The sequence below is a fragment of the Scytonema sp. UIC 10036 genome, from assembly GCF_009725235.1.
This window is the reverse complement of the sequence record NZ_WJFC01000043.1, coordinates 50,128-76,848: the sequence shown is the minus strand read 5'-3', so window position 1 is coordinate 76,848 and position 26,721 is coordinate 50,128. Positions and strand designations below refer to the sequence as shown.

At 42.8% G+C, this 26,721-nt stretch carries 25 protein-coding genes; 13 read left to right on the top strand and 12 right to left on the bottom strand.

Features of this window, described 5'->3' with window-relative positions; genetic code table 11:
* The first annotated feature begins 65 nt into the window (after nt 1–65).
* The 4 genes from F7734_RS21215 to F7734_RS21200 all read left to right on the top strand — a co-directional run bounded on the left by F7734_RS21215 (nt 66) and on the right by F7734_RS21200 (nt 4,552).
* Complete coding sequence (locus F7734_RS21215; protein ID WP_155746519.1) at nt 66–662, top strand: transferase; 597 nt, start codon at nt 66–68, stop codon at nt 660–662.
* A gap of 121 nt (nt 663–783) precedes the next feature.
* Nucleotides 784–1,590, top strand: coding sequence for a BMC domain-containing protein (locus tag F7734_RS21210; RefSeq protein ID WP_155746518.1), 807 nt, complete (start codon nt 784–786; stop codon nt 1,588–1,590).
* A gap of 269 nt (nt 1,591–1,859) precedes the next feature.
* The gene (locus F7734_RS21205) at nt 1,860–2,810 is read left to right on the top strand and encodes a LysR family transcriptional regulator (RefSeq protein ID WP_155746517.1); all 951 of its coding nucleotides are present in this window, start codon (nt 1,860–1,862) and stop codon (nt 2,808–2,810) included.
* A 143-nt stretch (nt 2,811–2,953) separates the two neighbouring features.
* Nucleotides 2,954–4,552 (top strand): mucoidy inhibitor MuiA family protein, encoded by a 1,599-nt coding sequence (locus tag F7734_RS21200; RefSeq protein ID WP_155746516.1) that lies wholly within the window; start codon nt 2,954–2,956, stop codon nt 4,550–4,552.
* A gap of 119 nt (nt 4,553–4,671) precedes the next feature.
* Here the strand turns inward: F7734_RS21200 and F7734_RS21195 are convergent, their stop codons facing one another.
* From F7734_RS21195 to ndhD1, 3 genes are all read right to left on the bottom strand, one after another.
* Nucleotides 4,672–5,163: a GNAT family N-acetyltransferase gene (locus tag F7734_RS21195; RefSeq protein ID WP_243146999.1), complete on the bottom strand. Its 492-nt coding sequence runs from the start codon at nt 5,161–5,163 to the stop codon at nt 4,672–4,674.
* The gene (locus F7734_RS21190) at nt 5,160–5,477 is read right to left on the bottom strand and encodes a DUF1778 domain-containing protein (protein ID WP_155746515.1); all 318 of its coding nucleotides are present in this window, start codon (nt 5,475–5,477) and stop codon (nt 5,160–5,162) included. Before F7734_RS21190 ends, F7734_RS21195 begins: the two co-directional genes overlap by 4 nt.
* Before the next feature lie 184 nt (nt 5,478–5,661).
* Nucleotides 5,662–7,233: a photosynthetic/respiratory NAD(P)H-quinone oxidoreductase subunit D1 gene (ndhD1, locus tag F7734_RS21185; RefSeq protein ID WP_155746524.1), complete on the bottom strand. Its 1,572-nt coding sequence runs from the start codon at nt 7,231–7,233 to the stop codon at nt 5,662–5,664.
* A 111-nt stretch (nt 7,234–7,344) separates the two neighbouring features.
* Here ndhD1 and F7734_RS21180 point away from each other — a divergent pair, with 111 nt between their 5' ends.
* Nucleotides 7,345–7,554, top strand: a complete 210-nt coding sequence (locus F7734_RS21180) for a hypothetical protein (protein ID WP_155746514.1) — start codon at nt 7,345–7,347, stop codon at nt 7,552–7,554.
* 23 nt (nt 7,555–7,577) lie between these two features.
* Here F7734_RS21180 and F7734_RS21175 read toward each other — a convergent pair whose 3' ends face one another.
* The 3 genes from F7734_RS21175 to F7734_RS21165 all read right to left on the bottom strand — a co-directional run bounded on the left by F7734_RS21175 (nt 7,578) and on the right by F7734_RS21165 (nt 11,954).
* Nucleotides 7,578–9,692, bottom strand: coding sequence for an NAD(P)H-quinone oxidoreductase subunit 5 (locus F7734_RS21175; protein WP_155746513.1), 2,115 nt, complete (start codon nt 9,690–9,692; stop codon nt 7,578–7,580).
* Between the two features lie 358 nt (nt 9,693–10,050).
* Nucleotides 10,051–10,437 (bottom strand): thioredoxin domain-containing protein, encoded by a 387-nt coding sequence (locus F7734_RS21170; RefSeq protein WP_155746512.1) that lies wholly within the window; start codon nt 10,435–10,437, stop codon nt 10,051–10,053.
* Nucleotides 10,438–11,237: 800 nt separating this feature from the next.
* On the bottom strand, nt 11,238–11,954 hold the full coding sequence (locus F7734_RS21165) for an NnrU family protein (RefSeq protein WP_155746511.1): 717 nt from the start codon (nt 11,952–11,954) through the stop codon (nt 11,238–11,240).
* A gap of 303 nt (nt 11,955–12,257) precedes the next feature.
* Between F7734_RS21165 and F7734_RS21160 the strand changes: the two genes are divergently transcribed.
* From F7734_RS21160 to F7734_RS21145, 4 genes are all read left to right on the top strand, one after another.
* Nucleotides 12,258–13,268 (top strand): LysR family transcriptional regulator, encoded by a 1,011-nt coding sequence (locus F7734_RS21160; RefSeq protein WP_155746510.1) that lies wholly within the window; start codon nt 12,258–12,260, stop codon nt 13,266–13,268.
* Between the two features lie 99 nt (nt 13,269–13,367).
* Nucleotides 13,368–14,753: a serine/threonine-protein kinase gene (locus F7734_RS21155; protein WP_155746509.1), complete on the top strand. Its 1,386-nt coding sequence runs from the start codon at nt 13,368–13,370 to the stop codon at nt 14,751–14,753.
* A 151-nt stretch (nt 14,754–14,904) separates the two neighbouring features.
* The gene (locus F7734_RS21150) at nt 14,905–15,936 is read left to right on the top strand and encodes a PstS family phosphate ABC transporter substrate-binding protein (protein ID WP_155746508.1); all 1,032 of its coding nucleotides are present in this window, start codon (nt 14,905–14,907) and stop codon (nt 15,934–15,936) included.
* Between the two features lie 132 nt (nt 15,937–16,068).
* Nucleotides 16,069–17,127: a PstS family phosphate ABC transporter substrate-binding protein gene (locus tag F7734_RS21145; RefSeq protein ID WP_155746507.1), complete on the top strand. Its 1,059-nt coding sequence runs from the start codon at nt 16,069–16,071 to the stop codon at nt 17,125–17,127.
* A 22-nt stretch (nt 17,128–17,149) separates the two neighbouring features.
* On the opposite strand, the gene F7734_RS21140 is transcribed toward F7734_RS21145, so the two are convergent.
* Complete coding sequence (locus F7734_RS21140) at nt 17,150–17,869, bottom strand: Crp/Fnr family transcriptional regulator (RefSeq protein WP_011318554.1); 720 nt, start codon at nt 17,867–17,869, stop codon at nt 17,150–17,152.
* Nucleotides 17,870–18,166: 297 nt separating this feature from the next.
* Between F7734_RS21140 and F7734_RS21135 the strand changes: the two genes are divergently transcribed.
* Nucleotides 18,167–19,108 (top strand): DALR anticodon-binding domain-containing protein, encoded by a 942-nt coding sequence (locus F7734_RS21135; RefSeq protein WP_166482044.1) that lies wholly within the window; start codon nt 18,167–18,169, stop codon nt 19,106–19,108.
* Between the two features lie 358 nt (nt 19,109–19,466).
* On the opposite strand, the gene F7734_RS21130 is transcribed toward F7734_RS21135, so the two are convergent.
* A complete protein-coding gene (locus tag F7734_RS21130) occupies nt 19,467–20,372 on the bottom strand; it encodes a Cof-type HAD-IIB family hydrolase (RefSeq protein ID WP_155746506.1) in 906 nt (301 codons plus the stop codon).
* A gap of 235 nt (nt 20,373–20,607) precedes the next feature.
* Here F7734_RS21130 and F7734_RS21125 point away from each other — a divergent pair, with 235 nt between their 5' ends.
* Nucleotides 20,608–21,477 carry a DUF4114 domain-containing protein gene (locus F7734_RS21125; RefSeq protein ID WP_155746505.1) on the top strand — a complete coding sequence of 290 codons (870 nt, stop codon included), beginning with the start codon at nt 20,608–20,610 and terminating at the stop codon, nt 21,475–21,477.
* 232 nt (nt 21,478–21,709) lie between these two features.
* On the top strand, nt 21,710–22,282 hold the full coding sequence (locus F7734_RS21120; RefSeq protein ID WP_155746504.1) for a hypothetical protein: 573 nt from the start codon (nt 21,710–21,712) through the stop codon (nt 22,280–22,282).
* 141 nt (nt 22,283–22,423) lie between these two features.
* On the opposite strand, the gene F7734_RS66190 is transcribed toward F7734_RS21120, so the two are convergent.
* The 4 genes from F7734_RS66190 to F7734_RS21105 form a co-directional block, all read right to left on the bottom strand.
* Complete coding sequence (locus tag F7734_RS66190) at nt 22,424–23,902, bottom strand: IS200/IS605 family accessory protein TnpB-related protein (RefSeq protein ID WP_166481775.1); 1,479 nt, start codon at nt 23,900–23,902, stop codon at nt 22,424–22,426.
* A gap of 319 nt (nt 23,903–24,221) precedes the next feature.
* Entirely contained in the window at nt 24,222–24,440 is a 219-nt protein-coding gene (locus F7734_RS21110; RefSeq protein ID WP_155746503.1) for a hypothetical protein, read from the bottom strand.
* A 43-nt stretch (nt 24,441–24,483) separates the two neighbouring features.
* Nucleotides 24,484–24,615, bottom strand: a complete 132-nt coding sequence (locus tag F7734_RS65440) for a hypothetical protein (protein WP_279239747.1) — start codon at nt 24,613–24,615, stop codon at nt 24,484–24,486.
* A 66-nt stretch (nt 24,616–24,681) separates the two neighbouring features.
* The gene (locus F7734_RS21105; RefSeq protein WP_155746502.1) at nt 24,682–25,353 is read right to left on the bottom strand and encodes a hypothetical protein; all 672 of its coding nucleotides are present in this window, start codon (nt 25,351–25,353) and stop codon (nt 24,682–24,684) included.
* Between the two features lie 555 nt (nt 25,354–25,908).
* Here F7734_RS21105 and F7734_RS21100 point away from each other — a divergent pair.
* Nucleotides 25,909–26,712 carry a DUF4114 domain-containing protein gene (locus tag F7734_RS21100; RefSeq protein ID WP_243146998.1) on the top strand — a complete coding sequence of 268 codons (804 nt, stop codon included), beginning with the start codon at nt 25,909–25,911 and terminating at the stop codon, nt 26,710–26,712.
* Nucleotides 26,713–26,721 lie beyond the last annotated feature (9 nt).

The window sequence follows — 26,721 nt, the reverse complement described above, 5'->3', positions numbered from 1 at the left end:
CCTCTCCCTTGTCTACCCCCTCTCCCTTGTCTACCCCGCATCAAAATTTAGAGGTTACAGTTACCATGTCAGTGCCACCACTGCGCCTAAGGGATAGCTTTGATTCTTATATTGGTGGCGAGGTGATTATTCATCCAAGTGCTGTTATTGCACCTGGTGTGATACTTCAAGCGGCTCCAAACAGCAAAATTATTATTGGTTCGGGGGTCTGTATTGGCATGGGGTCTATTCTCCAAGTCCATGAAGGAACCCTAGAGGTAGAAGCAGGCGCAAACCTTGGAGCGGGTTTCTTAATGGTTGGACAAGGCAAAATAGGAGCAAATGCCTGTATAGGAGCAGCTACAACTGTTTTCAATTGTTCTGTTGACTCCGGACAAGTTGTTGCTCCTGGCTCGGTTATTGGAGATAGCAGCCGCCGCATAACTTTAGGAGCCGAACTTATTGATGATGCCAAAGAGCCACAACTGTCTGCAACAAGTCATTCCAGTTCAACAAGTACAGAGCTAGAGCAACCACCATCCAATGCTGCTGAGTCCTCTGCTTCCACCAAAACAGAAGAAGCTTCTACCAATTCATCAACTAGTACTGGTACTTTTATTTACGGGCAACAAAACATACAACAGCTGATGATTACGTTGTTTCCCCACAAGAAAAATCCTTAAGCTACTCTAGTAGTACATGACGGTCACGCTGAAGAAGTGCTAATTGTTGTGTGTACGCAATGAAAGCGCAACTCACAATTGAGTATTCGCAAGACCCATATCATCCAAGATCGACAAAAAAATGCAGGCATCATACCGTCAAAATGACTTTAAAGATACTGCCTTAGGACTAGTTTCTACTGAAAGTTTTCCGGCAATAGTGGGTATAGCAGATAATATGCTGAAATCTGCTGGGGTTCACCTGGTAGGATATGAAAAAATAGGCGGCGGCTTTTGTACTGCTATTGTTAGGGGTGCGATCGCTGATGTACGTTTGGCGGTAGAGACTGGAGTTCAAGTTGGCGAACAAATGCACCAGCAAGTTTCCAGCTTGGTCATTCCCCGACCCTTCCCCAACTTGGAAGTGATACTACCTATTTCCAAACGTTTTAGCATACTTTCACAAGGGGATAGCTACAGTCGTTTGAGCAACCTAGCCATAGGTTTGGTAGAAACGCGGGGTTTTCCAGCAATGGTGGGGGCTGCGGATGCAATGCTCAAAGCGGCTGATGTCCAATTAGCAGCCTATGAAAAAATCGGTGCGGGTTTGTGTACGGCTATTATTCGAGGGTCTGTTGCGAATGTAGCCGTAGCAGTAGAAGTTGGGATGTATGAAGCAGAACGCATTGGGGAATTAAATGCGGTTATGGTTATTCCCAGACCACTAGACGAGTTGGAGGAAACCCTACCAGTGGCTAGTTGTTGGATAGAGGAACGTCAACCGTTGAATTTGCCAATCAGTTTTAAGGAACAAGTTGGAGAAGCAGAACTTTTGGAGTTACCAAACTTAACGGAACAAGTTGGAGAAGCAGAACTTTTGGAGTTACCAGACTTAACGGAATTGCCCATGAAAGTTATAGAGGAGCGATCGCTGACCAGTGACCAGTAATTTTAAGTAATGTAGTTAGGGCTAAAGCCCTAACTACACATCTGAATTACCATCAAGGTGTGCTGCCTTGGTTGGAAGGGGTCTTACTGTTTGTGACTAACTTTGATAATAGCGGGTCTTATCTATAAGGAAATACCAATCTTCTAATAAAAAGGATAAATTTTTATCTATACATATCACTCATAACTTTTACTATAGGAATGCTGCATTAATCATAAGCATTCAGTGATACTAGATTTATATCTATTGTTATTAGAGGAGAATACCCCTTGAACCAAGCAACGCTGCACCAATTGAAGGTGTTCGAGGCTGCAGCTCGTCATGGGAGCTTCACTCGTGCTGCTGAAGAATTATTTCTTACCCAGCCCACTGTCTCCATGCAGATCAAGCAACTGACAAAATCGGTGGGATTGCCGTTATTTGAGCAAGTAGGAAAGCGTTTATATTTGACGGAAGCAGGACGGGAGCTGTTCGCCACCTGTCGGCAGATTTTTGAGACAATCTCTCAATTTGAAATGAAAGTGGCGGATTTAAAAGGGCTGAAGCGAGGGCAATTGCGTCTGGCTGTCATCACCACAGCAAAATATTTTATCCCTAGGTTATTGGGACCGTTTTGTCAACTCTATCCTGGGATTGATATTGCGCTGCAAGTGACAAATCACGAAGGCATTCTCGAACGCATGGCAGCCAATTTAGATGACTTGTATATCATGAGTCAAGTTCCCGAACATTTGGATGTCAGCTATCAAGCCTTTTTAAGTAATCCTCTGGTTGTTTTAGCGCCAATCAATCATCCTTTGGCTGGCGAAAAGAACATTCCCATTCAACGTCTTTCAGAGGAACCTTTTATTATGCGCGAACCAGGTTCGGGTACGCGGCGAGCAGTGCAAAAATTATTTGATGAGCATGGGGTGACGGTAAAAGTCAAACTAGAATTGGGAAGTAATGAGGCGATAAAGCATGCGATCGCAGGTGGTTTGGGAATTTCCGTTCTCTCCCGACACACTTTAGTTGAGAACAAAGATTTGACTGTTTTGGATGTGGAAAATTTTCCCATTCTACGGAATTGGTACATGGTTTATCCTACAGGAAAACAGCTATCTATCGTTGCTCGTACTTATTTTGAGTATTTGCTAGAATCTGCAAAGCAATATTCGGCTCAAACTGTTGACTTTAGTTATGCTGTGGTCAATGAGAGCGAAGTGAAAGCAGAAGTTTAAAACCTTGTAACCTAGTTTGACAGATTCTTCAAGCCTCTCTTTAATCGTGCAAAGGGAGCGATGGGGTAACCGTCGTTCCAACTCTCAATTCACAATCCGAAGTCCACAATCCAAAATCCACAATCTAAAATCCAAAATCTTAAATGACAGCAGTAGAAACTGAAATTGTTGCAGTAACAGTTTACACTGACCAAGCTTTGGTAACACGACGGGGTGCTGTAACGCTTACAGGGCTTGAACGGGAATTAATCGTTACCAAATTACCAGATACTTTAGATACAGAATCAGTGAGGGTTAGCGGTACGGGTAGGGTGGCGGTACGCTTGTCACAAGTGAGTGTAGAAAGAGTCTTCTCATCCGAACCAGCAACAACGCGGCTTGTACAATTGAAGGGGCAAATCCAACAGATAGAAACAGAAAGGCGCTTTCTGCAAGCTCAAATAAATGCTTTGGATTTGCAATCAAAGTTTTTAGAAGGTTTGCGTGAAAAAACAGAGGAACCTTTCGCACAGAGTTTGTCACGGAAAAACCTCAGCCCAAGTGAAACTTTGGATTTCTTGAACTTTTTAGGCAGTCAATATGCCGAGTATGCGATCGCAATAGGAGACTATAAGGTTCAACAGCAAGAACTAGACAAGCAGTTAGAAATTCTCCGCCAACAGGTACAACAAATCCAAACTTCTCACGGTAAAGAAAATTTTTGCTTGACTGTAGCGGTAGAACCTGAAGGTGCAGGTGATTTTGAGTTAGAAGTATCCTACGTAGTCCTAAATGCTAGTTGGGTTCCACTTTACGATTTAGCAGTCAGTACCAACAGTCATTCCCTCAACCTCAATTACCTAGCAGAAGTGACTCAAAGTACTGGAGAAGATTGGATTGGTGTTGCCTTAACCCTCTCCACTGCCAAACCAGGGCTGCGAACATTACCACCCAAACCAGAACCTTGGTTTATAGACGTACCAAGTCCAAGAGAAAATCTCCTGCGTGCAAAAGCCATGCACCGACTCACACCAGGAGTGGCGATGACACAATCTTCCTATGAGGAAAATCATAATATCGATACCGAGCGATCGCCAGAAAACTTTATTGAAGCCGAAAGCGTTGTAGCAGAAATTTCCAGAGAAGGAAGTGCAGTTAATTTTAAATTAAATAGCAACACTCACATTCCCAGTGACGGCGCACCCCATAAAACGACAATTTTCAAAGATGACTACCCCTGCCAATTTGAGTATGTAGCAGCACCCCGTTTGGTAAGCTTCGCCTATCTACAAGCGAACGTCAAGAACAGTACAAATGGAGCAACTTTACTAGCAGGCAAAGCAAATATTTTTCGAGACAACACTTTTGTAGGAACAACTCGATTAGAAAATACTGCACCCGGTCAAGAATTCAAGTTAAACTTAGGTATTGATGAAAGTTTGAATATTGAGCGTGACTTAGTTGAGCGTCAAGTTGATAAAAAATTAATAGGTAACAATCGCAGGATTACTTACGGTTATCGTATTATCATTACCAACTTATTGGATCGAGAAACATCTTTAAAACTCACCGAACAACTACCAGTTAGCCGTAACGAGCAAGTCAAAGTCCGCCTCACTCGCAGCAATCCACAAATTCAACCAAGTGAAATGGGGATATTAGAATGGGCTTTAACTCTGTCAGCTCAAGCAAAGCGAGAAATATACTACCAATTTATAGTAGAGCATCCACCTGAATTATCAGTTCAAGGTTTAGGTATTTAATATTTCCAATATATAGACTTGACCCCTCAACCTCGTTCCCAGGCTCCGCCTGGGAATGCCTTACTTGAGGCTCCGCCTCCCATATAATTCCTACAGAGCTGAACTGAACTGTTTAGCAATCACTGCCATAGGCAAGTACAACCGTTGGGGCTGGTTAAAAAACGGAGTAAATCGATGATGTTCATAAAAAGCCCGTACTTCTCATCCTTAGCGTCTACCACCACAGCCATTGATGCGATTTCACTCATCAAACTTCGCCTAAGCGCATCGACAAGCAAAAATGCCCCCAGCCCTTGTCCCTGATAGCGTTCATCGACAGCCTGCCTGCCCAACAGCGTTGCTGGGATGAGAGGATACCTGGGCAGTTTTGCACGGATCGCGTCCGGTAAATCTTCTACCTGAATTGATGTAGCAGCCAACGTGTAATAACCTGCTATTCGTTCTGAATCTCGATCGCTCAGTACAAATGGTGTTGCTACATAACGCTTTAAATCCTGACGTGCTTGTTCTTGTAGGTAACGGTCGAGGGCTTCAGTTCCGCACCGAAAATCTCGTCGATTATGGTCAGAGTTCAGCAATTCAATGGTGTATGTAAAAGACGGAACACTCATCCCAGCCCCATGCTGTCCTTGTAATGTCCGATCGCTCGCGCTAAAGGTTCATCGGGATGTAACGCTGGAGGATTAAGGAGAGCATCAATAAAAGCCTTGCTATCTTCTCGACTGAGTTTGATAATGGTGTGTTCTTCAATCGTCCGTAATGCAGCAATCTGAGCATGACTGACTACGAAATCGGTCAGGCTTCTCCCTTCAAGATCTGCTGCCCTCTGCAACAATTCCTTCTGCTCGAGGGTAAGACGCGCTTCTAGGCGTTCCGGTTTGCTACGCCTGTCTTCTGTTTTGTCAAGTTTTTGCTTATCGGGCATTGTGGACGACTTTTCTTATGTTTTCTTTCCCTAATAGTACGTTTATAAGCCGTACAATTTCCATAATTTTAGCATAAGAAAATCTTATCAGCGTCCATCAGCGTTCATCTGCGGTTCATTAGTTTGTAAAAAAAGGCAGGTACAAAACCCGCCCCTCAAATCAAATTGACTTAAAATCCAACATCTAATTTCCAATAGCAGGAGCATTAAAAGATACCGCAGGTGCTTTTTCGTCAGCCAACGCGGGTATGGAATCTCTCAACCGTGCAGTTAGCTGTATCGTGCTGGCATCATAGACCTGAGTTAGTATCTTAGGATACAATCCAATACCAATAATTGGTACCAACAAACAGGCAATGATAAAGATTTCGCGGGGTTCGGCATCGATCAGCTTTTGATGAGCCACTAATTCTTCGTTCTCTTTACCGTAGAAAATCTCCCGCAACATGGACAGGAGATAAATTGGAGTCAAAATCACACCCACTGCCATCAAGAACACCACAATAACTTTAAAGGTGGGGTTATAGGCATCACTGGTGGAAAACCCAACAAAAACCATCAACTCGGCAACAAAACCACTCATTCCAGGTAATGCTAGGGATGCCAACGAACAAGTTGTCCACATGGCGAACATCTTACCCATTTTCTTACCAACACCACCCATTTCATCCAGCATCAGGGTGTGAGTGCGATCGTAAGTTGCTCCTACCAAGAAGAACAAACTCGCCCCAATCAACCCATGGGAAACCATTTGCAGCATCGCTCCATTCAAACCCAAGTCGGTGAAGGAAGCAATACCAATTGCCACAAAACCCATGTGAGAAATTGAAGAGTAAGCAATTTTCCGCTTCAAATTGCGTTGGGCAAATGATGTGAGGGCAGCGTAAATAATATTTACGATACCCAAAATCACCAACACGGGAGCAAATATAACATGGGCGTCTGGTAGCATTTGGGCATTCATGCGAATCAAAGCATAACCGCCCATTTTCAACAGAACACCAGCCAGCAACATGTGTACGGGGGCTGTTGCTTCACCGTGGGCATCTGGCAACCAAGTATGCAACGGGAAAATTGGCAATTTGACAGCATAAGCAATCAAAAACGCAGCATAAAGCCACAGTTGCAAATTGATTGCGTAATCTTTGGCAGCCAGCGCTTGCATGTCAAAAGTGACAGTACCGCCGTGAAACGCCATTGTCAAACCAGCAATTAAGATAAACAGCGAACCACCAGCAGTGTAAAGAATAAACTTGGTTGCCGCATATTGCCGTTTTTTACCGCCCCAAATGGAAAGCAGAATATAAACTGGTACCAATTCCAGTTCCCAAACCAAGAAAAACAGGAGTATGTCCTGTACGGCGAATACGGCAATCTGTCCGCCGTACATCGCCAGCATCAAAAAGTAAAACAACCTTGGCTTAAGCGTCACGGGCCACGCTGCTAGCATCGCCAGTGTGGTAATGAATCCAGTCAAAATAATAAGGGGCATAGATAAACCATCTGCCCCTACTGACCAATTCAAACCGAGTTGCGGAATCCAGCTGTAACTCTCAAACAACTGTAAGTCCGGATTGGAAAAATCGTATCCACTGTAAAAAGCGTATACAATCAATGCAAAATCTATCAACCCTACGATTAGGGCATACCAGCGTACTGTTTTGCCTTCTTTATCAGGAATCAAGGGAACTAGCAGTGACGCCGCTATCGGGAAAAGAATAATCGTCGTCAACCATGGAAAATTTGCTGTATTCATCACAAGTCGTCAGTCAGCAACTATAAGGTTCGGCTATCAACTACTAGCCTATTTACTAACAGTTTTTGCGGGTTTTGCGCTTCATTCTTAGGTTGATTTAACAAAATCGGATTGGGCATTGGGCATTGGGCATTGGGCATTGGGCATTGGGCGTTACATAAATTTACATATCCTTCCTCCCCTCGTTCCCAGGTAGAACCTGGGAATGCACGCTTGGGAGGCTCCGCCTCCTGTAACACAATTGAGGCAGAGCCTCTAGGGCAGCAGCCCACAAATACGCATTCCCAGCCTCAGGCTGGGAACGAGGAAGGCGATCGATGAACTGGTAACTGGTCAGGTGATTATCAAGTCACACCGAAAACAATCACTAACCCCAACACCGCCCCAAAAACGATTAAGGCATAGAATTGAGCGCGACCATTTTCTAAGTACTTTAGACCTTCACCACTGACGAGGGTGAAAAATCCAGTGAGGTTTACCGCACCGTCAACTACACGGAAGTCAACTTCCATGACTTGTCTCGCCAGACGACGCAAACCAATGACAAATACGCGGTGGTAGATGTCGTCAAAGTACCACTTGTTTAAGGAGAACTCGTAAAGTGGTTTCACTTTTGCCGCTATCTCTACGGGGTTGATTTTTGCCCAGGAGTATGTTAGCAGAGCCAGGATAATCCCAATCAAGGAAATTCCTACTGAACTTCCTGCCATAATGTAGAACTCCGTTGGGTTGAACGAAGCTGCTTTTTCTACCACTTCCTCTAATGTTTCATTGGGTGAGTAGATGAACTCCTCAAAGTAGTTGGCAAAAGGAGTGCCTAACAAACCAATGAGCATGGAAGGAAATGCCAAAACAACTAACGGCAGGGTCATTGTCCACGGTGATTCATGGGGATATTCACTGTGTCCGTGACCGTGTGCTTCGTGTCCGTGGTCATCATGATGGTATTGGTGTTCGGAAGAATCTTCGAGTTCTCCCTTGGTCATTGCACCGGGGCCAAAAGCACGTTTTGTATCAAAACCTGTTACCAGTGCCATCCCGATGGGTGACTTGAGTTTTTCCCACTTATCAGTTTGATTGCCCCGGAATTTACCTTCAAAGGTAGTTAGGTACATCCGGAACATATAAAACGCGGTGATTCCTGCAGTCAGCCAACCAACAAACCATAGAATTGGATTCGCGTTAAAGGCTGCCCCAAGGATTTCATCTTTTGACCAGAAACCAGCAAAGGGCGGAACACCAGCAATTGCCAAGCAACCAATCAAAAAGGTAAATGCCGTCACTGGCATATACTTCCGCAGCCCACCCATCAACCTGACATCTTGTGCCAAAGCGGGGTCGTGACCGACGACTCCTTCCATACCGTGAATCACTGAACCGGAACCAAGGAACAGCATCGCCTTAAAGTAGGCATGGGTCATCAGGTGAAACAGCCCTGCGGTGTATGCACCTACTCCCATTGCCATCACCATGTAACCCAGTTGGGAGATGGTGGAATATGCCAAACCTTTTTTGATGTCGTTTTGAGTAATCGCAATTGTCGCACCCAAAAACGCTGTGAGTGCTCCGGTGTAGGCAATTACATTCATTGCCGCCGGAACATGTTCAAAAACTGGATACATCCGGGCAACTAGGAAAACGCCTGCTGCCACCATTGTTGCTGCATGGATCAGGGCTGAGATGGGGGTTGGACCTTCCATCGCATCTGGCAACCACACGTGAAGCGGGAATTGGGCAGATTTGGCAACCGGACCGAGGAAAACTAAAATCGCAAACAATACGGCAAGGAAATTGCTTACAGAACCGTTCTGAACGAGTTCTCCAAGACGAATGCCCATTACCTCAAAATCAAAGCTTCCCGTTGCCCAGAACAGCCCTAGCATGCCTAAGAGCAACCCAAAGTCTCCCACACGGTTAGTTACAAACGCTTTCTGACACGCATCTGCAGCTGATTTGCGATCGTACCAAAAACCGACCAACAGGTAGGAACACATCCCAACCAGTTCCCAGAAGATATAAACCTGTACTAAGTTGGGGCTGACTACCAAACCCAACATTGAGGAACCGAACAAGCTGAGATAGGCGTAAAACCGGACATAACCTGGGTCATGAGCCATGTAGCCATCTGTATAAACCATTACCAGGAAGGCTACAGTCGTCACAATAACTAACATCAGGGCTGCCAGATGGTCAATCGTATAACCCATGGTCAGGTGAAAATTACCTGCTGCAGCCCACTCTAAGGTACGGGTATAAGAGGGGTGTCCTTGAATTTGACTCCATAACAAAGCAAACGAAAGACCCATCGCGGCTCCCATAAGGGATATGATGAGTGACGCATTTAACTTTCGCAAGCTGTTAGTTACTTGATTCAACGAGAGTAACCCCAGACCGACCAGCATTGCTCCAAGAAGGGGCAATACCGGAATCAGCCATGCATACTCATAGATTACTTCCATCACTGACGCCTACTTTTAGAATTCTTGACTTAAAGAAGTGTGAAGTGGACAGGATAAAGTATCAAGGGTTAAGGATAAAGAATTAAGGATTGAGGATAAATTTGCCATTCTATCCTTACTTCACACTTCATACTTCATCCTTAATACTCCATACTTCGTCCTTTTGTTGATTAATTTGTCGGAACTGTTAATAATTGTGACACACACCCTCTTTGATAAAATACCCCACCCGGCAGTAATTGGGTGGGGTAATTAAGGTTGGTTTTATATTTTGGTTAGTGGTTAGTGGTTAGTGGTTAGTGGTTAGTGGTTAGTGGTTAGTAGCTTTTTTTACAACCAACAACTAACAACCAACCAATCACGCTGACCTACAATTTAAATCGGCAATTTTTGATTTTTTATAGGTTTTGGGTCGATTGATGTAGCAGATTTTGATTTCTTCTAAGGCTTGAAGCAAATCTTCCCGCCCGCGAAAACTTTCTAAACGCTGTCTGACTATGCCGTTTTCTATTAAAAGTAGCGTTGGCAGTGATTTGAGTCGATAGGTAGTCGCTAGTTTGAAGTTATCATCAGCATTGACGTTGACCAATTTAATTTGGTCTCCGCATTGGGATTTGAACTGCAACAGTAACGGCTGAATAATTTTACACAAACCACACCAAGGTGCTTCAAAATTGACTAAAACAGGAATTGGGGATTCTAAAACTTCTTGAGTAAATGTCCGCTCACTTACCGACAACACCATGATGCCTCTAGAAGTAAACACTTTTGTTATTAACTAAGCTGTCAGCAGAAGGAGCAATAGTGTCACGACTGTGCAATAAATTCAGCACAGATGCGAATTATGTCACTAGAGAACAACCAGTAAAATGTCAGAAAATTTTGACCGGCTCGCTGCTCACTGCTATCTGAATATCTACTTAGCAGTTTGATTGCCAAGTTTTACAGTACTAAAATTGGCAAGGATTTTTGGAGAGGGACTCAAATTTTATGACTTACGTACCATAACGAAGAAAAAATCCTTGATGCGGTAGTCTGCTCAAGTTTTTTAGGGCTTGAGCTAGCCACGTCTAGCACACCATCTCCTCTAGAGATATATCGCCTAGAGAACTATCTAAACTTTTGGAGTTCCTGACACTTAATTGAGAATTTTCTCAAGTACTTGCCATGCTACTAAAGAGCCAAAAATTAGGATGAGTGTTGGCAACTCGGGGTAAATCGTACTTTAGACATACCCCAAACTACAAGCTTACTTATTTCCATTTTAATCAGTGTTTACTGATTATAGAAGAGAAAATGGCTGTTTATCAAGTCTTTTTCCTATTCTAGTAATTGTTAAACAACTACCAAATGTACAAATTTCAAAACTAAACGCCCCCTCACTGACAGCTACTTCGCCCATTGGACTCACTAGTTTCCTGCAGAGGAAGACCCTCATTCAGTACTAGTCTCACTTCATCGTACATTGATTTGGTAGCAGTTGAATATGATTTTATGGGATAAGTATCAAATCGACGGCTATAGAAAATTAGGTTTGTGTTAGAATCATAACTTTATTCTGGCTGTTGCTTGAATTAACAAGGGATGCGACCACCAAAGTAGCAGCACGAAGATAATAATTCCTACATATGACAGACGAAAAAATTCCTGCCAAACGAGAGATTGACGTTTGTCGATAACAGCTGCTAAAGGAACGATAGATGTCCGCTGTTTCACTTTTTCAAAGGCTTCACCATAACGATCGCTCAAACGGCGATCGCCATGCCACACCCCAAATAAATGGTGTAACACTAACCCTACGGAAGTGACAAGAGTAAAACTGGTACCGAGCCAAAGAGTATGAGCAATACACCAAATAACTTGCCCTACCATCTGCGGATGACGAGTGATGCGGATGATACCAGTCTCGTACAGATAAACTTGGGGCTTTTGGATAGCAGCAATTTCTAGTAGATTGAATGTAGCAGGATATAAAAAGAAAAACGAAATTGCCGACAGCACCCATACCAATTGCGCTATGCCTGATACGCCTTGGACGTTCCAAAGCTGTAGACCATCATAGCGGTGGTTAAAAAAGTAAACGATGAGTATCACAGCCAAAGGCAGGCTAGCCAGCGCAAAAAGAATGCGATAAAGCCTACATCCAATGTGTTTTTCTGCCCAAGGACGCAAGGCAGCCCCTCCACTGTGGACAATCGCAAAACCCAAGAGTAGCCCAAGCATGACAAAATGACTAAGGGTTAACCAACCCGGCAACATCATATACACAAATGAAGTAAGTTAAAGAAAACCAAATTTAGTACAACGAATACCACAAACTATGTAAAAAATCTCCCCTGACCAGTGACACCTGACCACTGACCACCTGACCAGTAAAGTGTCACCACCCATTTCTCAGGATTTGAAGAGTAGAAAAGGAGACTTTAGTCAAGATGATATGCTACTGTCTTTATCGAAACAGCCTCTACGTATTAAGATGCATTCTTAATCTCACCCAACTGTGAAGGCTTATTACGCTGGTTTGTAAAAGATTGCTGCTCCTTTCTTGTTCGTGGGTTTAGCCTTATGTCTGACCTTCCTTTCACCTTAGACCAACTACGTATTCTGAAAGCGATCGCTGCAGAAGGGAGCTTCAAGCGCGCCGCTGACAGCCTTTACGTTTCTCAACCTGCCGTGAGTTTGCAAGTGCAAAACTTAGAGCGGCAACTCGATGTCCCATTATTTGACCGTGGGGGACGCCGTGCTCAATTAACCGAAGCCGGACATTTACTTCTGAGCTACGGGGAAAAAATTCTCAGCTTGTGTCAGGAAACTTGTCGCGCTATTGAAGATTTACAAAATCTGCAAGGCGGTACTCTGATTGTGGGAGCTTCTCAAACCACGGGGACTTACCTTTTACCCCGAATGATTGGGATGTTCCGACAAAAATATCCGGATGTGGCGGTTCAATTACACGTCCATTCCACCCGCAGAACCGCCTGGAGCGTAGCAAACGGACAAATCGATTTAGCCATCATTGGTGGTGAAATTCCTGCGGAACTAGTGGAATCTTTAGAAATCGTTCCTTACGCTGAAGATGAGCTAGCGCTGATTGTACCTATCTCCCATCCCTTTTCCAAAGTAGAAACAATTCACAGAGAAGACCTATATAAACTGCAATTCATAGCTTTGGATTCGCAATCTACCATTCGCAAGGTCATTGACCAAGTGCTAGCACGCGCCGATATTGATACGCGGCGTTTTAAAGTTGAAATGGAACTTAATTCCATAGAAGCTATTAAAAATGCCGTTCAATCTGGTTTGGGAGCAGCTTTTGTCTCAACTTCAGCAATTGCTAAAGAATTACAAATGGGACTGCTGCACTGTGCGCCTATAGAAGGGGTCATCGTCAAACGGATGCTAAGGTTGATTTTTAATCCCAATCGCTACAGATCCAAAGCAGCAGAAGCATTTAGTCGGGAAATTCTACCTCAGTTTGCTACCCCAGGATGGAATCTAGAGTTGTTAAAATCTGTACCGAAAGCCATGGCAGTCAGTGTATTAGATGGAGGAAATCACAGCGACGAAGATGATTAAGATGTAGTCATTAGTCCTTTGTTCTTAGTCCTTTGTCCTTTGTCCTTAGTCTACAGTACAAATGACTAATGACTATTGACTAATGACCAATAATAAATTATGGAAATTTACTGTACCCGTCCGCACTGCCCTCGTCCGCAAAATTATTTTCCAGATTTAGATGATAACGCAACTCTCAGAACAGCACAGCAAAAATATTGCACGGCTTGCGGAATGCCTCTAATTTTGGTGGGCCGCTATTTGCCAATCAAGCTGTTAGGCAAAGGGGGATTCGGAGCCGCATTCTTGGCACGCGATCGCTACACGCCAGGAATGCGACAATGTGTCGTCAAGCAATTTCAACCTGCGGGAAATCTCACTCCAACCCAACTGCAACTGGCACAAGATTTATTTGTACGAGAAGCAGAAGTTTTAGAACAGATAGGCAATCAGCACGAGCAAATCCCCGACTTGTTTGCCTTTTTTCCCCTATTAGCTCCCAGTTCACAAACCGGACAGCAAGAACAATTTTTTTACCTAGTCCAAGAGTATATAGACGGACAAAATTTAGAAGAAGAATTAATTCAAAAAGGTCAATTTTCCGAACAAGAGGTATTAGAAATTCTGCGAGAAATTCTGAAAGTTCTGAAGTTTGTCCACAACGCAAACATTATTCACAGAGACATTAAACCCTCCAACATCATGCGCCATCGCAACGGGAAACTCTACTTGCTAGATTTTGGCGCAGTCAAACAAATTGCCAACTCCCCTATTGGTACTAATACTCCTTCAACTGGTATCTACTCCATGGGATTTGCACCTCCAGAGCAAATGTCAGGGGGTCAAATCTTTCCATCTACAGATTTATACGCCTTAGCTGTCACTCTTGTCATACTGTTAACAGGCGAACAAGACGTGACTCGATTATTTGATGCCTATAGCAACCAGTGGAAATGGCGCAATCGCATAACTGTTAGTCCTCACCTTGCGAACATTCTAGATAAAATGCTCCAAGCTGCAGCCAGTCAACGCTATCAGTCTGCACAGGAAGTTTTACAAGTTTTAGATACACCTGTGGGAAGTATACCCCCCACAAGCATCCGCCCCCGCCGTCAGTCACCAAATCCTTTACAAACACCAACCAGAACAACCATACAACCATTTTCTATAATAGAAATATTAGGCAGTGCAGCATTTAGTGGGTTTGAAAGTGGATTAATTGCTATAGCTTTATTCAGTTTATTAAAATCCCCTTTGTTTGCTCTAGGAGGTTCAGCCCTCATTTTAACAATACTTATATTTGCTCAAATTAAACGATGGATTGAAAGATGGGATTTATTAATTATTCCAGCTATCAGTTTTGCAATTATTTACTTTGTCCCCTTTTTACACTATGGATTGAGCCTTCAACAGTTAATAATTATACCCGTTGCAGGGAGTTTGGTAGCGATCGCCACCACTGCACTGTTCCGTTTAATTTACAAACTGTTATCACTATTACTATAATTACAAAAGTTAGTGGTTAGTGGTTAGTTGTTGGTGAAAAAAAAACAAATAACTTTATATTCCGAAATGCTAATACTTTTATTTGTAGTTTAAAAGACCACTAACCACTATCCACTATCCACTATCCACTAACCACTATCCACTAAGATTTATGGCAGCTAAGAACGAAACAGCAGTTTTAGCTCTAACTCTAGTAATTACATTGGGATTATTAGGCATAGTTTATTGGTGGCTGAGTACTTCTGGTATCATCGCGAGTTCTTTTAGTAGTAAGGGGACATGGCAAGTCAAACAATTGAATTACCAAACTTTTTCCCAAGTACCAAAAGTGCCATCAGGATTATTTAGTTATGGTGGTAGCACAACTTGGGCACCAATCAGAAAAGATGTCGATCCAGCAATTCAAACTGTCTTTCCTGAATTTCAACTGCGGTACACCGATCCTACGGCTGGCGCACCTGGTTCTGGAAGTGGTATAAAAATGCTTCTCAATAACCAGCTAGCTTTTTCTCAGTCTTCGCGCCCAATCAAAAACGAAGAGTATCAGCAAGCGATCGCAAGAGGCTTTACACTGCGAGAAGTTCCAGTAGCACTTGATGGGATTGCGATCGCAGTTCATCCAGACCTCAATGTACCAGGTTTAACCGTCGCCCAAATCAAAGACATTTACACGGGAAAAACTACCAACTGGAAATCCTTAGGAGGTCCCGATTTACCCATCACAGCTTACTCCCGGCGTTTGGAAGAAGGGGGAACTGTTGAGTTTTTCAGCGACAATGTTTTAGGCGGAGAAAAGTTTGGAACTAACACACAGTACATTTCTACTACAACACAAGCTTTGCAAGAAGTCGCGAGAAACCGAGGTGGTATTTACTATGCTTCCGCACCTGAAGTTGTCGGACAATGTACAGTTAAACCCCTACCGCTAGGAAAAACCTCAGATACATTTGTACCACCTTATCAGGAACCATTCATTCCGTTATCTGAGTGTCCAAAACAACGGAACCAACTGAACGCAGTTGCTTTTCAGAAAGATCGATACCCTATTACCCGAAGATTATTTGTAATTGTTAAACAAGAAGGTAACAGTGACCAACAAGCAGGAGAAGCTTACGCCAATCTCATGCTGACAAACCAAGCTCAAGAATTAATTGCTAAAGCTGGATTTGTGAGAATTCGTTAATGGCTAATGGCTAATGGCTAATGGCTAATGGCTAATGGCTAACGGCTAATGGCTAATGGCTAACGGCTAAGAAAAAAGTAACAATTAGCAATTAACAATTAACAATTAGCAATTAGCAATTAGCAAATTACCATGTCACAAAACAAAGAAACACCTATTTTGCTCCTGTCCCTACTGATTACGGTAGGGTTAATAGCTGGTGGTTACTGGTGGTTCAGCAGAAACTCAAACTTGAATCTCAGTCAAACCTTTTCCAAAAACGCAGGTTCTGGTAACGATGGGAGTAATACAGTTTCACGAGAACCAATTGGTAAGACTTTCGCCTCTGTCCAAAACGTCCCCATAGGAACATTTAAATATGGAGGAAGTACTTCTTGGGCACCGATCCGAGGATTGGTCGATCCTACAATTCAATCAGCACGACCGGAGTTTCGCTTGCAGTACGTACAACCTAAGGGAGAAACCCCTGGTTCTGGGACCGGTATAAAGTCTTTGATTGATGGTCAACTGGTCTTTGCTCAGTCTTCCCGTCCCCTAAACGATAAGGAAAAAAGAATTGCCCAGCAACGAGGATTTACACTCGAACAAATTCCAGTAGCCATCGACGGTTTGGCTGTAGCAGTAAATCCCAACTTGAATATTTCCGGATTGACTATCAACCAGTTAAAGTCCATTTACACTGGCAAAGTTACAAATTGGAAAGAGCTTGGTGGTCCCGATGTCCCGCTTAAAGCTTTTTCCCGTCGAATTTCTGATGGCGGTACTGTAGAACAGTTCGTGCAAGACATTTTGGGCGGTGAACCTTTTGGACAAAATGTAGTGTTTGTCAGCACAACCACCCAAGCGCTGCAAAATTTGACCGGGAGTCCCGGTGGCATATACTACGCCTCTGCTCCCGAGGTGGTTCCTCAATGTTCAATCAAGCCTTTACCTCTAGGGAGAACACAGGGGCAACTTGTTGCTCCCTATCAAGAACCGTTTGTTCTCCCCGATGAATGTCCTGGTAAACGGAATCAGTTGAACACTGAGGCTTTCCGGTCGGGAAGGTATCCCATAACGCGCACTCTGTTTGTTGTTATCAAACAAACCGGGCAAATCGAACAGCAAGCTGGTATGGCTTACGCTAACTTACTGCTCACTGAGCAGGGACAGGAACTTGTGACTCAGGCAGGGTTTGTCAAAATTCGCTGACACCTGCATCCTACATATAGAGCTAGCTAGCTCTATTAATCGACTCTGCTGGCAAGCAAATGAGATTATCGCCTTGAGTGAGAATTAAACCGCGTTGACGCAATTTGCCCATCAAGCGGGTGACGGTGACACGCGTTGAGCCAATGGCACTGCCAATTTGGGCATGAGTGAGGGGGAAAGGCAGGCAATAGCCGCGAATCACGTCGGGATCGGTTTCACTCATTGCAGGCTCTCCGTATTCCTCAATAAGCAGTGTGAGGAATCCTAAGAGACGGTCAATTGTGCGGCGTTGTCCTAGAGCACTCAGCCACAGCAGTTTGCGCTGGTGCTGATATCTAAAAGCGTCCATAACTTCCCGACGGAAGTGAGGCCAGTTGTCTAAATCGTGCCAGTACATCCACAGCACTGCTGTTTGGTCTACGTGGGCGTAAGACTGGAGTGTAAATGGTGACTGAGCAACAATTTCAAAGGGCTGACCGGCACCCACAAAACCTAGAAAAGCTTCTTCTGGTGTTCTGTTGATGCGTCGAGAGGTGAGCTGACTTGCGGTGGCGCTGACTTGGGCCGTTCCCACCATGCGGATCGCGCCCCTTTGCACCAAGTACAGCAATCCAGGACGGGCTGGAATGCGCTCATCTTTGCTAAAGGTGCGGCAGCGATAGTGTTCTTGAGCCCAGTCAAGAATCCGTTGCCAAGTCAAAAAAGGACGAGATGCCTCAGAAAAGGAGGATGGAGATTGCATAGGTAACAAAGAGCGTTCGGCTGAAGACAAAGACGTTAAAAATGGGTGCAAGGAGTGTCTTCGTGTTGGCACTTCAAGCATTAATCCTAACAGTGCCAGCCATGAAAAAAGTAGACAATTTAGCATCTACTCTTTTTGTTATACATCTTACTGTACAATGAAGGTAGTAAAATTTACCCCTAATTAATTAAATTTTGCATAATTCTAATTTTCTTCCCATAGAATAAACTTATGTCTTCGGAAAGATGACATGAGATAATAGTACAAGATGGCAGAATTTTATTTTCTGAGGGCTGCGTGCATCAAAAATTACCTAGTTGCAAATACACAGCTATCAAGCAGCTAGTATATAGTAAATTATCATCACTGTTAAGTATTTATACTGCCTCCCACCAAAGAGGATGCATATTAGAGCAAAATATTCCTCTATCTCAAGGTAGAAATGATAAGAAAGTTTTTTATATCTCAGGTATAGTCTTAAAACTAGCGAAATCTGAGAAATTACCTCCTTTGGAGATAGCTAGCGGATTAATTTCTCATAAATCAAAAAGTTATGACAATGATTTAATAATTAAAATTGTTCCTCCCGGTTGGATTCATCTAGAAGTGAGCCATGTAGTTTTAGCTACTTGGTTACAAAGTTTTATTAAGAGACTGGGGGACAAGGAAGAGGGGGTAGACTTGGGCGAAAATTCTACCTTGTCTATCAAGTCCTCCTTGTCCCCCATGTCTCCCTTATCTCTTAATCCCCAGTACCCAATCCCCGATACCCTATTTACTACTCAGTATGCTCATGCACGATGTTGCTCTCTTTTGCGCTTAGCGATACAAGAGGGGTTAATAAAACTTAAAGAAGATAAAATTGGTTCGTCAAATATTTTTATCCCTGACGTTATTCCTTGGCTTGACAATTATGAAAAACTACGATTCGACCAACTAGCGTCCTACCGCCTCATCAATCAACTGGTAAAAGTGACAGACCAATTGTTGTGTTGCGATCGCCCCTTAGACGGCACCCTTTGGGAGCATCGTCCTAAATCAGTCAACTGGGAAAAAGCTGCATTAGAACTCAGTCAAGCCTTTGAAACTTTTTGGTGTCAGTGTCGTATCTTCGGAGAAGTCAAAAAAACTTCTCCCGAACTCGCACAAGCGCGACTCGGATTGGTTATGGTAACTCAGACTGTGTTGCAATTATTACTGGAAGAAAAGTTCCGTATTTCTGCCCCGCAAGAATTATGAAATTTAGAGGGAGTCATTTGTCATTGGTCAAGTGTCATTGGTCATTGGTCAAGTGTCATTGGTCCTCGTTCCTCGTTTCCTTTTTTTAGGAAAAATATAAAACTTCTCAAAAGACTATTGACACACCAAGAAACATAGTGTATATTTCTTGATGTGTGAGGAGCGAACCAGCGAGAGCACCGAGACGAAACACGGCCAGTCGTCGGTGCTCTTTCTGATTTTTAGTTAGTGGTTAGTGGTTAGTGGTTAGTGGTTAGTGTTAGTGTTAGTGGTTAGTGGTTAGTGGTTAGTGGTTAGTAGGTAGTAGTAAAAACAACTAGCAACTAACAACCAACAACCAACAACTAACAACCAACAACTAACAACCAACAACAACAACCAACAACCAACACCAACAACCAACCTTTTTAAAAAAGTAAAAATTTTCAATGGCAACAGCTACGCCATCTTCCTCTACATCAGGAGCTACCCATTGAGCTAAACGTTGTACTCCTGCTGGCGCATTACCCATAGCGATACCAATGCCAGCATACTCTAACATTTCCGCATCGTTAAAATTGTCACCAACACTCATCACGTTTGCTCTTTGCAGCCCTAGCAGTTCTTCAGCTAAATAACGCACTCCAAGTCCCTTATTGGCAAGCGGATGAGTTGCTTCAAAGAATGTAGCAACAGAAGTGGTGAGATACAGTTCTGCAGGCGTGTACTGACGGCGTAAATTTCCCAATAACTGCTCGATGACACTTTTGTCATCGCACAAAGCTAAGACTTTTGTAGGTTTATGGTGACAAAAGAGGCGTAAATCGCCTACAGCGATAGGAGTTATACCCGAACGTTGAGCGTAAAGTTTCGTTTCCTCTGTTACCTCTCTAACATAAAGTTGGTCATCAATGTAGAAATGTACGGATAAAAGTTGGCGTAGTTCGGGTTGTTCAAAATAATCTAGAAGTTTGAGTGCAGTGTGTTCGGAAACAGGCAAATGACTGTGAAGGTGTTGGGTAACGGGATCTTGAATCCAAGCGCCTTGGTAAGCTATTAATGGTAGGTCAGAACAAATTTCTTGATGAAATCGCAAAGCCGAACGATACATACGTCCTGTTGCGATCGCGACTTGAATTCCCCGCGCTTGCACTGCAAAAATTGCCTGCTTGACTCTTTCGCTGATTGTATTAGATTTTCCTGCAATGGTGCCATCAACGTCTAAGACAAGCAGTCGAATATCAGAAGCAGCAGAAGACTCAGTGCTAGGTGATGCTAAATCCATAACTGATAAAGTCTGAAATATAAAGGATAAAGTATAAAGTAAACTCCACTTAGATATATTTAGGGAGTAGAATAATATTTTCTTGAAACATTTTATCCTTCATCCTTGATACTTGTTACTTTTTATAGATACTGAAATCAAAGTGATTAATTAACGTAAGATACTGGAGTCAAAGTTAGCGCTCCAATTAAGCGAACAACTTTGTTACCTTGTTGCAAAACACAAAAGGGGTTTCATGAAAAAAAATTGCTTAACAGAGGTTTTTGCTGCTATAGCTACTGCACTTCCTATCTTTTCCGTGGTAGCGCCCGTCAGTGCAGCCTCATTGAACAATACTTCGGAATGGAATAACTTGGTAGCAAATCAGGTTCAACCAAGAGCAACCGACGTATCAGGCTTTCAAACGCTCATTCCGCAATTTCAGCAATTTGTGCAACCAGAAGGAATGTCGATACCCGACAATCAAGTCAGAAGGTTAGACCCCTCTAGATTACAACTAAAATCGGACAGTAATGTTCGTGTTTGGTTTCTCAACGAAGGTGCTTTTTATCGCAATCAATTGGCTTACGAAGCTATTCAAGGTTCAAATTATCAAGCAGAGTTGGTTTTTCAAGATGCTTCATGTATTAGTGGAAACAACAATAACTGCGAAAAGCCTGAGAGCAATGGGACTTTAAACGTTGGGGATTATGTTGATTTGGGAACAGTCGCTGGAGGTTCGCATCTCAATTTTTGGTTAAGAACAAATGGAGCTAATCCGCAAGACACAGGTGGTACGAACCCAGTCACAAATGTCAAAAATATTTACGGTGAAGATGCGACTCAGAATCCGGATGGTTTGAATCATATAGTTGCTTATGAGTATAACAATTACCTTTTAGTCGGATTTGAGGATCTGTTTGGACCGCAGGGTTCTTTAGCGGGAGGAAATGGTACTATTGCCAGCGATCGCGATTTCAATGACGTGGTGTTTGTCGTTGATGTAGGTAAAAACAATCTAGATGATAAAGCTTATATACCAGAACCCACAAGTGCTCTTGCTCTTTTGGGCGTAGGAGCAGTGGGATTGCTAAAACTAAAGCGTCGCGTTAACAGTGAGCAGTGACCAGTGAGCAGTGACCAGTAATAAAATTTACTTATATAGGGGTGCTTCTACACTTATAAATAGTTAAGTAAAAAAAACTTTGTGAAACTTTAGGAAAACAATACTGAAATTTGTGTAAAACTTCTATCAAAATATGATAATGAGGTTTACAAAACTACTGCAATGCTTGGGGGAAAAATGTCTGGTTTGAACAAGACTTGGACTGGCTGGTTCTTACGCATTGCAGTAGGGAGTGAGTGTTCCCATTGGTTTGCAGTATGGGAAGAATCCAGAAAGCATACTCAATCAATCTCAAGCAAAGAATAGCAGTGGTGAAATTGTTGGTTTACAGGTGCAGCCTGGGAACACATTAGCACTCGTAGGCGGTGATGTCAGGCTTGATGGTGCAAGATTACGGGCTGCGGGTGGAAGAGTGGAGTTGGGCGGCTTGGCAGAATTGGGAATAGTGGGGCTGTTTGTCGATGGCAATAATTTGAGTTTAAGTTATCCTGCATCCGTACACAGAGCAGATGTATTACTTTCCAATGGAGCACAAGTCGATGTCAGCGCGTCTGGTGGAGGTAGTATTGCTGTCAACAGTAGAAAGATAGATATTGTAGGAGGAAGTGGTCTTTTAGCTGGGGTCAGAGAAGATAGAGGAGCCGTTGACAACACAGCAGGAGATGTTACGCTCAATGCGACTGATGCGATCGCTCTTAAGCTGTCGAGCGCGATCCAAAATTTAGTTAATAATAATACAAAGGGGAATAGTGGCAATATTAAGATCGCGGCTCAGTCTCTAGATATTAGCGATCGCTCCACTTGATAAGTGCTGTAAAAATACCTAACAAAGTTGACAAACCTTATCAAATATTTCATCTTAATTGGCCTTTCTGATACACCCAAGCATAGACGACCGAACTGGCGGCTACTATATTGATTGGGTATCTAGTAGCAATTAGCTAGACTACAGCGCACACCAACTGGGAATCAGCACAGTTCCCTTGGCATCAGGCAACGGCAACCACGCCACACAACCCGATGCCAAACCAGGGTGTTTTAGTACCACAGGCTTTTTAAACTTGCCGACTAGATATTTTAAGGCGATGTTTCTAGCGGCGTTATCCCCAGAGTCATAAATTTTCCCCTCTGGAGTCTTGACCAACTTTCCTAAACCTCTCTCGCTCCACAAATATAAGTTTAAACTTCCGACTTGAGAACCACGTAGGCATTTCCCACCCAGAAACGCATCAGTGATTGAAGTGTAAGCAGGGTTAATGCGTGTTGTATAAATCGAATAACGTGCCAGCGCTTTGTGTTCAGTTCGTTTTTGAATTTTCTTTGCTATCCAGTTTGAACGCTTGATATTACTCCGATGTGAGTATTTACCTTTGAGAGCTTTTAAACTTTTTAAGTTTTCAAAAACGATTAACTGACACTGATATTTTAGAGCGAACTCTACAAGAGTATTTGAGATTTTTTCAATCAAATCTTTCTCAAGATTTTTGATTCGCTCCCACAAAGTCGCACACATTCGCTTTGGCGGTGAATTCCCTAACTCTGTATGCGTATTCGTGAGCTTTTTAGCTTTGGCAATTAGTCCTAGGTAGCGCTTCCTAAGATGAGATAAGCGATTGTTTCCTTGAAGGCGAAGAGTGGTTATTTCTTCAACAACGCCCGTATCTTCGTACCCTTCTAGCACCTTGGCAACGACGATTGGGTCGGATAAATTTAAATCGATGCTGAGAACTCGGAGTTTGCCATAAGCTTGAATTTGCTCATCTAATTTCCCCTGACTTGGAGTGAGTTTTTGAATCACCCAACATATGTTAAGTTTCCCATTTGATATCATCAGTGACATTGTACTTTTTTGATACCCCGATGGTAATTCTCGACACTTGTAGAGGAATTTTTCTTTCACCCAACTTGATCCAGTCCACAGCTTTACAACTATAGAGTCGCCTGTATCTTGCCCAAACATCGAAGAGTAAAACTGTGTCGGGAAGTTAGTTGATGTCGGTAATGTTGGCGGTTTTCCTGCTTTCTTTTTGAGTCGAGTTTTTTTCTTGAGTGTTTTAGCTTGATTTGCTCTCTCAATGCGTTGTTGCCAACGTTTTAAATTACTATCATGAGATTTAACAATGCCGAACGCTTTTTTGATGGCAGCACGTCTGAAATCTTTGGGAACATCTTTAAAAGGTATCGGATGTGGCACCTCAGCCCGTTTTTTATTTGTAATAGTTAGAGATTCATAGACTTGGTATAAATCTGATACGGATACACTCAGGCATTTTTCTACATCTACTCCCATCACCTTCACATAAAACATCACAACTGAATTAAATAGCTTTTGTGTTGCCTCTACATAACCAGGGTGTTTTGTTTCAATTACACCGACCATGGCTTCATTAATCAAGAAATGTCCCTTCTGTTTTCTGAGTGCCACGCTATTATCACCTCCTGTGTTCATACTGCTTTGACTGTAGAAATTTGATTTTTTGTAATGAATCTATCTCATTTTACACCGATTAGCAAAGAAAACATAATGGATATTTACAATTCCATCATCATCTCAAATATTTTACTACCTCAACTTAGTCATGCTTCTGTTTTACATTTAAGATTTCTCAGAGCTTTAATGTCATTTATTTAAAGCTCAACTAGAAATTAATTATATACAAATCATACCGCACTCCACGTAGATTTCACAAAAATGACATGATTTGTACTGAAAGTGCCGTTTGAGACGGCAATATCCACAGAACTTAACGCTCGTAAGAAGGAAGAGGGAAGAGGGAAGAAGTATCCCCATCAATAAATTGAGGGGATTTGAAATGGCAAGAACAAAATCTTACTTTTCCATCAATAAATTGAGGGGCTTCTACCTTAGGAAGGAGGAAGAGAGAAAGAGAATCAGGAAAATTCTTTCCAACTTCGGTCTTTCTTCTTCCTCCTTCCTTATTTTCGGTGACATGATTTCCCATAATTTGAAAGCTTTATAGATGTTTGTGAGGTTTAATAAACAATTTAGCCACTTGGTAACACCTCCGCTAACACTTCTCCTCCTGAAATTGTGGAAGCCAAAGGTTGGATAATTGATGCCAACAATAATGTAACTTTGGTAGCGGCTGCACCCACTGTGACGTCTGATAGTGCCAATTTCAACCCGACTTCTTGCGACGCTTATTCAGCAAGCTTTCATCGATAATTTTTTGCTAGCAAAAGCTAAGCCACAGTGAGAACCGTCTGCTGAAATTTCTCTGCTAGTAACAAAACTGCCTCTTCCATGACAAAACGTCGCGGCGTCCCATTTTGTTTGCTCAGTTGTTCCACAACCAAGCCCGCGTTTTCAGAAATTCTGGGAGGTTGGTATTCTCTACCTTGACCCACGTATCTCCATGGCGTTGGCTCTTTTTTGGGTTGGTTATCTTTATATTTCTTAGTTTCAACTTGAATATCTTTCTTCGATACCGCTTGGGTATATGCTTTTTCCAGCACCGACTTGATAACATCAATCGGTGTGCGACCTGTTGCTAACTTATAGAGTGCTGAGAGGGAGAGGTTGTGATTGATTTTATCCAGTTGTTTAGTCGTGAAGCTTCCAAGTATGGGTGCTAGCTTCAACAAGTGGTTGGCAATACCCGCTATCCATCCCAAAGAGTCAGCTAAAGCTTCTTCATACTGTTTGGGTTTGAGTTTTTCTTGAAGAAAAAGCAACAATTGACCAACTTTGGCGGCTCCAAGTAATGTAACGGGGTTTGTGTAGCCAATCTCGCTGATAACTTCCTTTATCAAGTTTTTCCCCGGTTTAGCGAGTCTACGGATGAGATATTGAACTTCTTGTGCAACTGTTTCAGAAAAATTCCCATCAGGAGCTGTTGCTGGCGCTTTAGTCATGCTAAGATTACTCCAGTAATTAATGTTTTTATTAATTTTACTAGGAAGTGCTCCTGAGCAAGATGAGCGCTTCCTTGTTTATTCATAATACAATAATCCGGAAATTTTTCTTGTAAATTTTCTATAGAATTTTTCGACTTTTTCAGAGAAAAAATTGGTTGCGATTGAGTCCACCTCGTTGCCTTATCCACCTCGTTCCCAGCTCAAACTGGGAATGCCTTACGGGAGGCTCCGCCGACTGTACTCTACTATAGAGTGCGAGGCGGAGCCTCGCTGTCTGCATTCCCAAGCGGAGCCTGGGAACGAGAGTAGGGGTTGCCTTAACTTCACGTAAGACAGTTTTAATTTCGGAAATCTACACTCAGTTTACATAATTTTTTCAGTAAAACCCCTAGGGATAAAGACTTAGCGAAGATAAATTTTAAGTGTAGACATAGAAAAACACGGGCGTAATAATAATAAGTAACGCTTAAACATTAAGTAGAAATCAGTAGCCCAAAAGCTTAAATTTATAGTTCCTTAACCCAATTCTAAATAAATTATCAAGGAAGTTTTATGATGAAGAAAAATCAGCTAAAGAGACTTATAGCCACCGCCGCCACAGTTACTGGTGTCTTTTCTGCTGTTGCTCCTGCAAGTGCTAGCACATTCACTTGGGGTGATTGGACAAAAACTTATGAAGTACAAGATAAGTCCACTGACACCTCAGGATTTCAATCTCTGATTTCTGAGTATCAAAAGTACGTACAGCCAGAAACTCTTGCTATTCCAGAAGATAAATTAAATAAACTAGACCCTACAAAGCTTCGTCTGAAAAATGACACCAATGTTCGTATTTGGTTTCTCAATGAAGGTGCTGGTTTTAGAAATCAACTTGCCTATGAAGCGCTAAAAGGTAATGATTATCAAAAAGGGTTGCTTTTTAATGATGTATCCTGTGACATTTCTCAAGCAGCTAATTCAGCATGTCAGGTTGGCGAAAACCCAGGGACATTAGATATTGGAGATTATGTTGAGATAGGTAAAGTAGCAGGTGGTTCGCAACTCAACTTTTTTATTAAAGCAGATGGATCGAGCCATCCTGATGGACCCATTTACGGTGCAGATCCAACAAAAAATCCAGATTTATTAGAGCATTTGGTTGCTTATGAAATCGACGATCGCGTGTTATTAGGTTTTGAAGATTTACCCGGACCGGAAGGAGTTTCTTCCGATCGCGATTTCAATGATGTTATGTTCGTTGTTGATGTTGGCAAAGACAACATCGAATCCGTACCCGAACCTGCAACTGCGATGGCATTGTTAGCGGCAGCAGCTGCAGGTGTGATGACATTGCGCCGTCGGGAATCAGCTGACTAATGACCAATG

Bases quoted from the DNA above. Each gene is read 5' to 3' on its own strand.
- F7734_RS21215 (WP_155746519.1), top strand. From the start codon at position 66: ATGTCAGTGCCACCACTGCGCCTAAGGGATAGCTTTGATTCTTATATT.
- F7734_RS21210 (WP_155746518.1), top strand. From the start codon at position 784: ATGCAGGCATCATACCGTCAAAATGACTTTAAAGATACTGCCTTAGGA.
- F7734_RS21200 (WP_155746516.1), top strand. From the start codon at position 2,954: ATGACAGCAGTAGAAACTGAAATTGTTGCAGTAACAGTTTACACTGAC.
- F7734_RS21195 (WP_243146999.1), bottom strand. From the start codon at position 5,163: ATGAGTGTTCCGTCTTTTACATACACCATTGAATTGCTGAACTCTGAC.
- F7734_RS21190 (WP_155746515.1), bottom strand. From the start codon at position 5,477: ATGCCCGATAAGCAAAAACTTGACAAAACAGAAGACAGGCGTAGCAAA.
- ndhD1 (WP_155746524.1), bottom strand. From the start codon at position 7,233: ATGAATACAGCAAATTTTCCATGGTTGACGACGATTATTCTTTTCCCG.
- F7734_RS21175 (WP_155746513.1), bottom strand. From the start codon at position 9,692: ATGGAAGTAATCTATGAGTATGCATGGCTGATTCCGGTATTGCCCCTT.
- F7734_RS21170 (WP_155746512.1), bottom strand. From the start codon at position 10,437: ATGGTGTTGTCGGTAAGTGAGCGGACATTTACTCAAGAAGTTTTAGAA.
- F7734_RS21165 (WP_155746511.1), bottom strand. From the start codon at position 11,954: ATGATGTTGCCGGGTTGGTTAACCCTTAGTCATTTTGTCATGCTTGGG.
- F7734_RS21160 (WP_155746510.1), top strand. From the start codon at position 12,258: ATGTCTGACCTTCCTTTCACCTTAGACCAACTACGTATTCTGAAAGCG.
- F7734_RS21155 (WP_155746509.1), top strand. From the start codon at position 13,368: ATGGAAATTTACTGTACCCGTCCGCACTGCCCTCGTCCGCAAAATTAT.
- F7734_RS21150 (WP_155746508.1), top strand. From the start codon at position 14,905: ATGGCAGCTAAGAACGAAACAGCAGTTTTAGCTCTAACTCTAGTAATT.
- F7734_RS21145 (WP_155746507.1), top strand. From the start codon at position 16,069: ATGTCACAAAACAAAGAAACACCTATTTTGCTCCTGTCCCTACTGATT.
- F7734_RS21140 (WP_011318554.1), bottom strand. From the start codon at position 17,869: ATGCAATCTCCATCCTCCTTTTCTGAGGCATCTCGTCCTTTTTTGACT.
- F7734_RS21130 (WP_155746506.1), bottom strand. From the start codon at position 20,372: ATGGATTTAGCATCACCTAGCACTGAGTCTTCTGCTGCTTCTGATATT.
- F7734_RS21125 (WP_155746505.1), top strand. From the start codon at position 20,608: ATGAAAAAAAATTGCTTAACAGAGGTTTTTGCTGCTATAGCTACTGCA.
- F7734_RS21110 (WP_155746503.1), bottom strand. From the start codon at position 24,440: ATGGGAAATCATGTCACCGAAAATAAGGAAGGAGGAAGAAGAAAGACC.
- F7734_RS21105 (WP_155746502.1), bottom strand. From the start codon at position 25,353: ATGACTAAAGCGCCAGCAACAGCTCCTGATGGGAATTTTTCTGAAACA.
- F7734_RS21100 (WP_243146998.1), top strand. From the start codon at position 25,909: ATGATGAAGAAAAATCAGCTAAAGAGACTTATAGCCACCGCCGCCACA.